This is a genomic window from Bacillus sp. FSL W8-0223, from assembly GCF_038006805.1.
Classification (GTDB): Bacteria; Bacillota; Bacilli; order Bacillales; family DSM-4216; genus Bacillus_O; species Bacillus_O smithii.
The window spans coordinates 2,661,699-2,674,848 of record NZ_JBBOVX010000001.1 but is presented as its reverse complement, the minus strand read 5'-3'; the positions used below and the strand labels follow the sequence as shown (position 1 = coordinate 2,674,848).

Annotated in this window: 10 protein-coding genes; 9 read left to right on the top strand and 1 reads right to left on the bottom strand. The window is 40.3% G+C overall.

All coding sequences use genetic code 11. The annotated features are described in order from the left end of the window. Positions 1 to 27: 27 nt before the first annotated feature. From sdhA to NST81_RS12920, 5 genes are all read left to right on the top strand, one after another. A complete protein-coding gene (gene sdhA, locus NST81_RS12940; RefSeq protein ID WP_048623791.1) occupies positions 28 to 1,779 on the top strand; it encodes a succinate dehydrogenase flavoprotein subunit in 1,752 nt (583 codons plus the stop codon). Positions 1,780 to 1,805: 26 nt separating this feature from the next. Beyond that, the gene (gene sdhB, locus NST81_RS12935; RefSeq protein ID WP_048624509.1) at positions 1,806 to 2,570 is read left to right on the top strand and encodes a succinate dehydrogenase iron-sulfur subunit; all 765 of its coding nucleotides are present in this window, start codon (positions 1,806 to 1,808) and stop codon (positions 2,568 to 2,570) included. A gap of 534 nt (positions 2,571 to 3,104) precedes the next feature. Further along, entirely contained in the window at positions 3,105 to 3,329 is a 225-nt protein-coding gene (locus tag NST81_RS12930) for a helix-turn-helix domain-containing protein (RefSeq protein WP_003355567.1), read from the top strand. 1,417 nt (positions 3,330 to 4,746) lie between these two features. Beyond that, positions 4,747 to 6,120 carry an IS1380-like element ISGsp2 family transposase gene (locus NST81_RS12925; RefSeq protein WP_341030492.1) on the top strand — a complete coding sequence of 458 codons (1,374 nt, stop codon included), beginning with the start codon at positions 4,747 to 4,749 and terminating at the stop codon, positions 6,118 to 6,120. 370 nt (positions 6,121 to 6,490) lie between these two features. Beyond that, positions 6,491 to 7,561, top strand: a complete 1,071-nt coding sequence (locus tag NST81_RS12920) for a hypothetical protein (protein WP_328204242.1) — start codon at positions 6,491 to 6,493, stop codon at positions 7,559 to 7,561. Positions 7,562 to 7,646: 85 nt separating this feature from the next. Here NST81_RS12920 and NST81_RS12915 read toward each other — a convergent pair whose 3' ends face one another. After that, entirely contained in the window at positions 7,647 to 9,008 is a 1,362-nt protein-coding gene (locus NST81_RS12915) for an IS4 family transposase (RefSeq protein WP_003353499.1), read from the bottom strand. A 473-nt stretch (positions 9,009 to 9,481) separates the two neighbouring features. Here NST81_RS12915 and NST81_RS12910 point away from each other — a divergent pair, with 473 nt between their 5' ends. From NST81_RS12910 to NST81_RS12895, 4 genes are all read left to right on the top strand, one after another. Then, positions 9,482 to 9,847, top strand: a complete 366-nt coding sequence (locus NST81_RS12910) for a PadR family transcriptional regulator (protein ID WP_048623789.1) — start codon at positions 9,482 to 9,484, stop codon at positions 9,845 to 9,847. Beyond that, positions 9,813 to 10,481 (top strand): hypothetical protein, encoded by a 669-nt coding sequence (locus NST81_RS12905; protein WP_048623788.1) that lies wholly within the window; start codon positions 9,813 to 9,815, stop codon positions 10,479 to 10,481. Before NST81_RS12910 ends, NST81_RS12905 begins: the two co-directional genes overlap by 35 nt. A gap of 679 nt (positions 10,482 to 11,160) precedes the next feature. Further along, positions 11,161 to 11,976 carry a glutamate racemase gene (gene racE / locus NST81_RS12900; RefSeq protein ID WP_048624508.1) on the top strand — a complete coding sequence of 272 codons (816 nt, stop codon included), beginning with the start codon at positions 11,161 to 11,163 and terminating at the stop codon, positions 11,974 to 11,976. 84 nt (positions 11,977 to 12,060) lie between these two features. Next, complete coding sequence (locus NST81_RS12895; RefSeq protein ID WP_048623787.1) at positions 12,061 to 13,128, top strand: GerMN domain-containing protein; 1,068 nt, start codon at positions 12,061 to 12,063, stop codon at positions 13,126 to 13,128. The last annotated feature ends 22 nt before the right edge of the window (positions 13,129 to 13,150 follow it).

Below are 13,150 nucleotides of genomic sequence, written 5' to 3'. Positions count from 1 at the left end.
CATTAGGTAAAAAAGGAGTGAGTGTCCATGAGTAAAGGAAAGATCATCGTAGTTGGAGGCGGCTTAGCCGGCTTAATGGCAACAGTGAAAATAGCGGAGTTAGGAACTCCGGTGGATATATTTTCATTAGTTCCGGTAAAGCGTTCTCACTCTGTTTGTGCTCAAGGTGGCATTAACGGAGCTGTCAATACAAAAGGTGAAGGAGATTCGCCATGGATTCATTTTGATGACACGATTTACGGAGGAGACTTTTTAGCCAATCAGCCTCCTGTAAAAGCAATGTGTGAAGCGGCGCCTGGAATTATCTCGCTGTTTGACCGCATGGGCGTTATGTTTAACCGGACACCGGAAGGATTGCTTGATTTCCGCCGTTTCGGAGGAACTCAACATCATCGCACAGCATATGCCGGTGCGACAACTGGACAGCAACTTTTGTATGCTCTTGATGAACAAGTGCGCCGCTATGAAGTAGCGGGATTAGTAACGAAGTATGAGGGCTGGGAATTTCTTGGCCTTGTCTTGGATGATGAAGGAGTTTGCCGGGGCATCGTAGCACAAAACTTGACTACTATGGATATTCAAACATTCCGTGCTGATGCCGTTATTATGGCTTCCGGCGGACCGGGAATCATTTTTGGAAAATCTACAAACTCCATGATCAATACTGGTTCTGCTGCATCGATCGTCTATCAACAAGGCGCTTATTATGCTAATGGTGAATTTATTCAAATTCACCCGACCGCGATACCGGGAGATGACAAACTTCGTTTGATGAGTGAATCTGCCCGTGGTGAAGGCGGCCGTATATGGACATATAAAGATGGAAAACCATGGTATTTCTTGGAAGAAAAATATCCGGCTTATGGAAACCTTGTTCCGAGGGATATTGCTACACGTGAAATTTTCCACGTCTGCGTTGACTTAAAACTTGGAATCAATGGGGAAAACATGGTATATCTTGATCTTTCCCACAAAGATCCGCATGAATTGGATGTAAAATTGGGCGGTATTATCGAAATCTATGAAAAATTCATGGGTGAAGATCCGCACAAAGTTCCAATGAAAGTATTCCCAGCGGTTCACTATTCAATGGGTGGACTATGGGTTGATTATGAACAACGTACAAATATTCCAGGGGTATTCGCTGCAGGTGAATGCGATTATTCACAACATGGAGCGAACCGCTTAGGAGCTAACTCATTGTTATCGGCCATTTACGGTGGAATGGTTGCCGGACCAAATGCTGTGAAATATATCAATGGCTTGGAAAAAAGCTCTGATGCTATATCTTCTACTTTATTTGATCGTTACAGAAAACGAGAAGAAGAAAAATGGAATCAAATTCTTAAGATGGACGGAACGGAAAATGCCTATGTTCTTCATAAAGAACTCGGCGAATGGATGACCGCTAACGTAACGGTTGTGCGTTACAATGATAAACTATTAAAAACCGATGAAAAAATAGTTGAATTGATGGAACGCTGGAAAAATATCAATATTAACGATACTGCTAAGTGGAGTAACCAAGGGGCCAGCTTTACACGTCAATTGAAAAATATGCTTCATCTTGCTCGAGTCATTACCATTGGTGCTTATAATCGAAATGAAAGCCGTGGAGCCCATTATAAGCCAGAATTCCCTGATCGTAATGATGAAGAATGGCTAAAAACAACAATGGCGAAATTTACTGGAGAAGACAGTGCGCCAGCTTTCCACTATGAAGATGTCGATATATCTTTGATTAAACCGCGTGTTCGTGATTACACGAAAAAACACTAAACTATGGAGAAAGAGGCGACATAATGATGAGTGAAAAGAAAACGATCCGCTTAATTATAACTCGCCAGGATAATCCGGATTCAGCCCCTTATGAAGAAGAATTTGAAATTCCTTATCGTCCGAATTTGAATGTCATTTCCTGCTTAATGGAAATTCGCCGCAATCCGGTCAATGCTAAAGGGGAAAAAACAACTCCGGTTGCTTGGGATATGAACTGTTTGGAAGAAGTGTGCGGAGCTTGTTCGATGGTGATCAATGGAAAACCGCGTCAAGCATGTGCTGCTTTGATCGACAAATTGGAACAACCTGTTCGTCTTGCGCCGATGAAAACATTTCCGGTTATTCGCGATTTGCAAATCGATCGCAGCCGTATGTTTGATTCGTTGAAAAAAGTGAAAGCTTGGATTCCAATTGATGGAACTTGGGATCTTGGACCTGGCCCACGGATGCCTGAGAAAAAACGCCAATGGGCTTATGAATTGGCAAAATGCATGACTTGTGGTGTTTGTTTAGAAGCGTGCCCAAACGTTAACAGTCATTCAAACTTTATGGGACCTGCTCCACTGTCACAAGTACGGTTATTTAACGCTCATCCAACCGGTGCTATGCACAAAGACGAACGTCTTGATGCTATCATGGGGGATGGCGGTCTTGCAAACTGCGGAAATGCGCAAAACTGTGTACAAGCATGCCCGAAAGGCATCCCGCTCACAACTTCCATTGCGGCGCTAAATAGAGAAACGACCATCCATTCCTTTAAAAAATTCTTCGGAAGCGATTATATGGTGTAATGTCTTTCCAAAAGCCTCAAAAGCCTTCAACCAAGTGTTGGAGGCTTTTTTTACAGACCTAAAGTCCAGAATAGATCATATTGCCTTAATAAGCGAGAGTTAGTCAGATTCATATGTGAATTTTATATGGTGAGATGAGAATGCCCTTTTCTTTTGATGATGAGAATTTTTTGGAAAGGATTTTATACCATATTTAATCACTTGAGCTAAAACAATACCTTGCATGGAATCCACATTTTGGAAGTGAATCACAAAAACGCAGTATGAGCATATAAGAATACAATGAAAGAAAAATGGTCAGGTGGGGGATTATATTATTTTTGTCGGACAATGATCGATCATGCTGTTCTTAAAAAAGAACGTTGATGGCAGACTGAAGCGAATGTCTTAGGAGAAAAAACTATTTTTCGCCTATTTCGCAACCCTTGCCTTTGTGAAGTCACTGATATGCTGGATTTTTCATATGATATCATGACGACGCTAGACCCATCCCTTTTGTTTTAAAGCTGGCGAAGGCAAGGAGGGTAATTATAGTTGAAGGATCGCGAATTTTCACATAAACCATTGCTGACCAAAAGAGAAAAAGAAGTTTTCGAGCTATTGGTTCAAGATAAAACAACAAAAGAAATCGCCAAAGAACTATTCATCAGCGAGAAAACTGTCCGGAACCATATTTCGAATGCCATGCAAAAATTAGGTGTCAAAGGTCGTTCTCAAGCAGTAGTCGAACTCCTACGTATGGGTGAATTAAAACTATAGCGGCGACCGGCGTGTCAATGGGCATGCCGGTTGTCTGTCTGTCCATACTTGAATACGTTAACGTACGACTATAGGTGATTTTTCGGATCATTAACAGATATGTTGATCATTGTGATTTCATCTATCTGTTTGATCTCAACGATTTTAACACTGTACAACCAACGATTATTGGATGCGCAAGTTTTTGAAGCTATTTATTCCATAAATTTTTGAGTTTACCATGGATGAATGATTTCAAACAAGGCCAAATGCCTTTTTATGAATCTTGAATCTGTATTAGAATTCATCAATGCCTTAATCCAACCCACCAAAGGACTTGCATTTAAGTGAGGAACAGCTGCTTTTCGTTGGTAAGGATAATATAAATGAACCTTTTATCAACATTCGTTAAAAAGATGTTGAGAGCCGGTAAACAGAATGGAGCATTCAAGTAAATCAGTTCTTTCAGATGCTGTAGCCTTTTAGAATTCATTTGCTGTGCATCTGATGGCAGCTGTTTTTTCGAAGAGGAACAATGGACTGGCTTATGTGGAATTTTTTAACACTTCCAGTCCTATCTTTTTGTTTAGGTGTGCATTTTTTTGAAGGAAAAGCCCGTCTCATAACGGAGGAATGGTTGGAAAAAAGGATAGAACGAAGGGGACAACTTGAAGAAGAAATTTGTGACGTAGATCGGAAAACACATGTTCAAATTACGTTTTCAATCGATCTGTGGTTTGAGATGGTGAATGGCAAAGTTGTAACCAGCTATCAGTCTACCCCATTCAGCTCGATCTGTTAAAAAAGAATATAAATAGAATGAAGAGATTGCTTCAAAATGGTGGGATTTCCTTTTGGGGCAATCTCTTGTTTTTGCGCGGTTACTTACTTATATAATTTGACTTATATAATTTCAATAAGATTTGGCTATGTTTTAAAATCCCCGATGTTGTGATGAATGGAAACAAATTAGTAAAAGCAGAAATAACAGGATCGTCTTTGGTATTCAGAAAACTTCTTTCTCGATCCAATTTGATCTGTGTTTATCGGATTAAAACGTAAAATGTTAATTCATTTTTATTCAAAAGCTTTTTTGTAAACAAGAGAAAAATTACGAGAAATATCATAAGAAATCGAAATCATTATATTCCTATAGAAAGTGAAAATGGGTATTTATAACTCTTATGACAGAAACCCCTGCAAAGTAAGGCTTTTTGGTTAAATTTGAGACCTGTTGTTCATTTGAATAACCAATTTTCAACAAAATACACAAATATTTAACAATATTTTAACAGTATTTTTTTTCCATTTTTCTGGCTGAATAAGTAATAAAAACATAGGTCCTGAATCCGTGACAAAACATCTTTACAATGGTCGCAAACCGTTGATACGATAAGGAAAAACGACGTTGACGATTCTTCATCAAGTAGGTGATGTGATGAAAGATTTCCCGATTCGGTTTGTATTGACAGATGAAGCGATTACCCCAAGTGCTGGGCTTGCTCTCGTTGGCTACTTACTCCATCGAACGAAACTGGATAAACGGGTAAACGCACTTCGGCTTCCAACGGTTCGTCGAGAAGTGCACATTTCCCATAGCGATGTCATTCGCTCGATGATTGGCTTGCTTGCCACAGGAAAAACGGATTTCGATCATATCGAAGCGTATCGTCAAGACGATATCTTTTCGGCATCGATGGGGATTCAGCACGTGCCTTCCTCTCCAACCTTGCGACAACGACTCGATCAGCTCGCTTGTCTTCCGATGACCGAAACGATTCTTTGGGAGGAGTCCATACGTCTGTTGATTCAACGACATGCCACTTTGTCCCCTTGTTGGACCAAAGGAAAGACGACATGGCTTCCCCTTGATATAGATGGTTCCCCATTTGACAACTCCGATACGAAAAAAGAAGGAGTCAGTCGAACGTATAAAGGATTTGACGGTTTTACACCGTTGTTTGCGTATGCAGGGAAGGAAGGGTATCTCGTTCATGCCGAGTTGCGTCCAGGGAAACAACATGTGCAAGACAACATGCCCTCGTTTTTAGTCACCGCTATCCGTCGAGCTCGTCAACTGACTTCATCTCGTCTGCTTGTTCGCATGGATGCAGGAAACGATGCAGAAGCGAATGTGCACGTATGCCTAAAGGAAGACGTGGACTTTGTCATCAAGCGAAACTTACGCCGAGAATCGAAAGCGCTTTGGTTCCAGATCGCTTCGCAAAAGGGCAAACGTGTCGATGATGGACAAAGCGAAGGAGTACAAACCTATGAGCTATGCCTTCCACAGAAGGCAGCGATCGATGGAAACACGTATACGTACGTTCAAGTCACCCAAGTGACGGAACGGACGATGGAACGCAATGGACAGCTGATGCTCGTTCCTGATTATGAAGTGGAAAGCTATTGGGTGCGGCTCAAAGGATACGAGCATGTTCGAATGAGCGATGTGCTCGCGTTGTATCATGACCATGCGACATGCGAACAGTTTCATAGCGAACTGAAGAGCGACTTAGATTTAGAGCGGCTTCCATCTGGGAAGATGAAAACGAATGCGCTCGTGTTGGTCATGGGAGCCTTCGTTTACAATCTTCTTCGTCTGATTGGACAAGATCTATTAAGCGATCCGAGACATCCGTTGCACCACAAAGTGAAACGCCGCCGCATCAAGACGATTATTCAGACGGTGATCACGATGGCAGGGCGACTCGTCCGTCGATCACGACAGATCTGGATGAAACGGACGCGAAGGAGTGGCTATAGCGAGCCCCTACTGAACGTCTATCAGAAATGGAGAGAGGCAAGATAACGAACGAATGTTCGGGCGCTGATGTCCAACGTCACTCCCTGTGCTTTTTTGTCTATTTTTTTGGTTCGTATACCTAAAAAAGAGATTTGTTCCATTTTCGGAAATAGAGATGACATAGGTCATAAGCATAAAAAGGGTTTTATGGATTATCAATCCATCAAAATTACAACAAAATCAAAGTCGATTTCAATTCATCACGGATTCAGGTCCTAATGTATATTGGAAAAATTTAGAGGTTGATTTTTGTGCGATTCAGCAATCATTGATGGATGGCCATGAAACGAGAATCCCTCCAGGTACATACCTCATAAATAGGCCGATTGAACAAGAGAATATGCGCCTGATTGGTGAGGAAAGAGGCAAATCTAAATTGGTTCAAACGGACACCACTCAGCCTGTGCTCATCACAGGTGGCGTTCCATACATATCTGATTTATACATCGGTCATTCTTCCCTTCCTTCTTCTAAAGAGAAAGTTCCCAATGGCACCGGAATCTACTTAAAAACTGGATTACGAGACGGAGCGGTTCTGGAACGATTGTATATTGAAAGTAATACTAGCGGCATCTATCTTCGTGAAAACAGCAAAGTTCATCTCTATTCTTCCTCTATTCGTGATATCCGTATTACTCGTTTTCGTCACTCCGCCATGTATTTGGCAAGCAGGGGAAATACAGGAAATGTCATATCGAATATATATGCGGTGAATTGGAATGACTACAACAAAAAAACAAAACTGCAAGCGAAATACGGTATGGTACTAAAAGGATTTGATGATGGGATTATTATGCAGTTGAATATCGAACATGGTTTATACGGCAAGGGGATCATTCTAAGCGGAAGCAACATCGATCTCGACAGCATTCACTTTGAAGGATACGAACCGAGTGAAAACTATGGTTCTTTTTTCTATATAGACGGAGATTCGAAAACCACTATCCGAAACACATCTCTTGTCTACAGCCGATTCGATGAAAAGAAAGCGCCGAATTACTCCATTCTTTCCGTAGGGAATAACGCCAACATCGTCATGGACGGTTTTCGTGAAAGAAAAAATAACGTTATCGGATCTCCTCGTTTACGAAAATTTTACGGGACCTCTACAATCGAAAACAAAGCGAGTATCAAAGCGGATAATTTTTATATGGAAGACAGGCTGTTTCGAACGGATGATTACTTTCCCATCCATCCTGTGATCCCGATCGTACGGCAATACAATAATGAACGATATTTTTGGATGGAAGGAGACACAAGGCATTTTGTGAAATCATCCATGCCCCAAAGCGGCACCTATCAAAAAGGAGATATTGTTCATAACGCAGATGCCGCTAAACAACTGGCTAAAGGCAAACCATTTGTCGAAGAATGGATTCGTCTAACAAACGGAAACCGCCATATATTAGGAAAAGACTGGATGGAAGTCAAAAAACAAGTAAAATAGCTTTTCTTTTTTCTCTTTCAACAAGCTAAAAGTCGGTACCCCATAAGGAATAAATCTTAGTGGGATGCCGGCTTTTTTTATTTACTCAACTTTCGCACACAGAAATATGGAGACAGTCCTTGATATAACGAGGTAAAGAAGTAATCCAATTGGACAGTTGACACTGAAAAATGTCCATACTCAAATAAACCTTAGCTTCAGCCAAAGTTTGGAAAAGAGAAATCAATTGTAGTAAAGCCGTTTTAAAGTCCATCTCCTTTACTTCGTCACATAGAAACAAGAATAAGTTGCCCATGGTCTTCGGATCCTCTTCTTTCCGAAGTTGCCAAGCAATCAAGATATACCGAGTGAAGACAATGGTAGTATGGCTAATCATCATGTCATAGGAACGACCTTGAAACTCTTTGGCTAAATGTAAAAACGATTTACTGAATTTAAAAAAGGTTTCAATGTCCCAACGCATCCCATAGATTCGAACGATTTCTTCATTAGACAGCGTGGTATCTGTACTCAAAATGGCTAGCCATTCACTTTGGTTGTTTCGATTCCGCACAAACACGATTTTCACTGGTAAACCCGTATGAAGGGTTGCGTGAATCGAGCCGAGTGTTTCTTTTTTGCCAATGTCTCGTTTCGCTTTTCGATACAGTTGTTCCAAGGTTAAACGTTCTCCGTTGAAAAGATACCGTTGTTTCAGCTGTTTGACCATACCAATGACAAAAAGGCCTTTGGAGTGAATCTTCTCCACCAACGGGGCATGAGTAAACCATGTATCCATGAGCACATAATCAGCGAAAATTCCTTTATCCAATGCATGTTCTACTAATTTCAACACCATGTTTGGTTTTGCTTCCAATGCCTCGAGCCGTCGTTTGTAGCCTGTGGTTCGTTTATCAATGGACGAATGGATTTCGTTCAAGCGATTCTTTTGGTTCGCTGAACTCAAAAGAGCGAAATCGATAGGTACAAATGTAAAGCCATCGGACCATCCGAGCGTTAATAGTTGAAAACCATTGACAAACTGACGAGTGGAATGATCGAATACTTTAGCTAGAAGCTCAACCGATTTACTACGGTTACGAGAATAAATCGAATCGTCTACAATAAACACGGTAACACGGCGCTTCGAAATCGTTTGTTTCACACGACGAATCACTTCGGAGCTCAGAGATAGTAAAAAGGTTCTCCAGTTATACGTAGACGAGTTCAAAAAACGATAAATGGTATCTTTTCCTGGTAAATCGGCAGCCTTTTTGCTTTGTAAGGCGTGGTACCAGTTTCTGTATTGAAAAACAAGAAGAAATAATAGTTGAAAAATCGATAAACAAGAATAACCACAAGCCTTGATAATTCCTGCTTTTCTTAAATGATTACCAATTTGTAATTCAGAAAATCCGTCTTTTATTTCTTTTGGTAATTGCGCAAAATACTCTTTTTTCGTTATCATAATGGTGACACCTTTCTTTCTTTGGTTTTTGGTTTGGTCACCAATAGTTTACCAAAAGAAAGAGGTGTCTTTTTGTTTTTTAGACGAATTTTTTCAGTGTCAAGTGAATATGAGATACCCAAAGAAACCTATCAAATCAAGGATTATTCATAAATTTTTCACTGCGAAAGTTGAGTTATTTAAAAGTAGTTTAGAATAAATAAATATGCATGTGATAATCAGTTTGTCTATTGGAATACCAATTACTTTTATATGAAAGCGACTATCCAACCATGTGATTACAAATTTTTCCGGTTTAGTAAAAATGAATCTTGATTTCTTACGTTTGTGTTGGTATACTCAAGTTACTACCTTGTTTTGCAAGTCAGTATCTTTTTTTGGTTAGGTAACTTGTTTAACAAGATACCGTGTTTGATCATGGTTCTGATCTTCCTAAGTTTTGGCAAGATAGAGGAATGTGTGGTGAATGATCTTTGTCATTAAAAAGTCAATTGCTGAAAGGAGTTTTAGAAGGATGTATTTTGGCGGTGATTGCCCGTGAAGAAATTTATGGGTATGAATTAAGCATGAAGCTGGTCGAGTATGGATTGACGTTTGTGAGTGAAGGAAGCATTTATCCGGTGCTTCTGCGCATGCAAAAAGAGAATCTTATTTCTGGAACTCTGAAAGATTCTCCGAACGGTCCAAAACGAAAATATTACCGGTTGACCGATTCAGGGCGACAACAGTTGGAAGAATTTAAAGAAAATTGGATGGACCTGAAGGTTGCAGTCGATCATATTTTGAATCAAAGGAGTGAGAACCATGACAGCAGAAGAGATGATCCAAGTAAACAATGAACGACGGAAGCAATTGAACGAGGAAAACAGGAAGTATTATGAAAACATGCTTGTTTATTTGCGGCTCAGTTCCATTCCGGAAAAAAAGACGGAGGAACTGCTGCTGGAAATGCTGGACCATTTGCTGATCGCCCAAGAAGAAGGGCGGTCGGCGGAAGACGTATTTGGCAAAAATCCGGAATCCTATTGCAAAGAAGTCGTGCAAACAATGGGCAAACAATCGTATTTCAGGTTCAGTCGTTTTGCCTTCATCTTTGGGATCGGCTTGTATATTGTTTTTTTCATAGACGGCATTTCCCGATTGATCATTTATCCTTTGTTAAACCAATTTACCGATCTGCCTCCGGTAAAAGGGTTTTCTGTTGATTATTTCTTTACACCTATTTTTATGTGTCTTGTCTTCGACATTATTTTATTGTTTCTGAGGGAATCCACGTTTAAGAAATTTAGCGTCCGCGTATTATTAGGATATGTTTTTCCTATTACGATCGCCTATTTTTTACCGCTCGTCATCTATTTTTTCTTAAAAGATATTCTGCCTGTCATTCCGATACCTGCATGGGCTAGTTTGCTGATCGGTCTTTTGCTTTGGAGGATCCATAAAGTTGTGTTTAAGCATGTGGATATATTTTGACAGATATTTTTCTAATGGCAAAAAGGTCATGTAAAGACGCTTTTAACAAAAGAAAGCTCTCTCGACAATTGAGGAACGGATGAGTGATTAAAAATGGAAGAAAGTTGTACACATCTGAAAGAAACCGGGATGACTTTTAACCATAAGAGTGAGTTTCTTGTCTGTTGTTTTTGAAAAATAAGGATATTCCCACATTGTTCCGTGAAAAAATAGGCGGATCTTCACTCTTGAAAAACAAAGTAAAAAACGAGAAAATGTTTGATAGACTGCTGAAGCTTCTTTTCTCATAGAGTTCGTTTAGAAATGAAGAAACTAGGAAACTTTTAGAGCGAAAAGAATGTCGGTTTAGGAATGAAAATTTTCATATATACATAAAGAAATAGAACAAAGAGGCATTCTCAATGGCTCATGGAGATAAAGGATATAGTCTTTGAGTTTTGAAGCATTTCTTTTCAGAAATTGAAAAAACGAACGAAACGTTTGTAAAACGGCGCTGCCAATTTGCCAATAAGAAAATATTGCGGAAGATCCGTTCGTGCCGTTTAAGGGAGAAAAAATGAAAAAAGTGTTTCAGCAGCAATGGTTTTTATCGCATATTTAGAGAGTGATCATCTAAAACGGATGACATGATCAGAAAGATGCAACCAGAAAATACAAAAGAATGAGGCGAGATACGTTGATAAACAGGCCAATAGGTGTAATAGATTCCGGAGTTGGGGGTCTTACAGTTGCTATTGAGATCATGAGGCAGCTCCCTCATGAAACGATATATTATATTGGTGACACAGCCAGATGTCCTTATGGGCCTAGACCCGTGGAAGAGGTCAAACAATTTACTTGGGAAATGACCCGCTATTTGCTTCGTTATGATATCAAGATGCTCGTGATCGCTTGCAATACAGCAACGGCTGCTGTTCTCGACGAGATTAGAGAAGCACTCGACATTCCGGTTATTGGAGTCATTCATCCCGGAGCGAGAGCGGCTATTAAAATGTCAAAACATTTTCGTATTGGGGTTCTAGGTACGATCGGCACTATTAAAAGCCGTGCGTATGAAAAAGCTCTTCATTCTATCAATAAGAATGTAAAGATCTTTCCGCTTGCATGTCCTAAGTTTGTTCCTTTGGTAGAAAGCGGGGAATATCATAGTGCCATGGCCAAAAAAATTGTAGCGGAAACATTGCTGCCGCTCAAAGATAAACAATTGGATACGTTGATATTAGGCTGCACTCATTATCCGCTTCTTGAACCCATTATTTCGTCATTCATGGGCGAAAATGTTGCGGTGATTAGTTCAGGAGAAGAAACAGCAAGAGAAGTGAGCGCCATATTGCATTATAAAGAACTTTTAAACATGGAGAAATCTTGTCTCCCTAATCGATTCTTTACAACTGGATCTAAAGAGCTGTTTTATAAGATCGCTTCCGATTGGCTCCAAGATCCAACGATAGATGTTTCTACGATTCGTTTAGATGAAAATGAACTCGTTTTTTAAACTGCGGCGAATTTCTTTTGGAAAACGGTCTAATTTTCCTCACCAGCTCGTATACATGTAGTACAAACTGTGTGAGGAGGTTTCATGATGGTCAAAAAGAAAACTCTCGTCGCGGCGGCTGTCATTTTATCGTCTATTTATTTGACAGGATGCGGATTGCTCGGCAGCAATGAAAAGAAAGAGAACATTGATCCACCGCAAAAAGTAACTTATTTAAAAGAGGACGGGTCCTTAAAAGAATTGCAACATCAATCTGCTCAGGACATGAAAAAAGAAGACGTAATGATGACAGATTTGTATCTGATAGATAAAAACGGTTATGTAGTATCGCAGACGCTGCCGCTTCCCAAAACGCAAAGCATCGCCAAAGAAGCGCTTGAATATCTAGTAGACGACGGGCCGGTGTCAAATATGCTTCCGAACGGGTTCAGAGCGGTGCTGCCGGCCGGCACGGAAGTACGAAGCGTTCAAATTAAAGATGGAAAGGCCATCGCGGACTTTTCTCCTGAATTTAAAGAGTACAAAGCGGAAGACGAAAAGAAAATTTTACAGGCTATTACTTGGACGTTGACGCAGTTTGACGCGGTGAAAAAAGTCGAACTGAGAGTGGACGGCCAGCCATTAAAAGAAATGCCAGTGGATGGGACAGCGATTGATCCCAATGGATTATCCAGAAACATCGGAATTAATTGGGATGTTGAAAACGTGGTCGACATCACGAATACAAGACCGATCACCGTTTATTATTTAGCTCAAGACGGAGAGAATTATTATTACGTCCCCGTCACAAAAAGAGTGAGCAACAATAATAAAGATAATGTTACGGCGGTCGTCAATGAGCTCATCAAAGGACCAAGCCCTTCGTCTGAACTGGTAAGCGAATTTATGCCGGATGTGAAACTGATTAGTGCTCCGGTGGTAAAGGATGGAAAAGTCACATTAAATTTTAATAAATCGATTTTAGGTAGTTTCGAGGAAAAAATGATCTCCAAAAATACGTTAAATCCTCTTGTGCTTTCTTTGACAGAACAGAAAGGGATTAAAAGTGTAACCGTTGAAGTGGATGGCAAGACAAACTTAGTAGACGACAAAGGAAAACCCATCAGCGAAACCGTTTCAAGGCCCGAGCATGTCAACACCGGTAGTTTCTAAAAAAATTTTTTTGGTATATTAT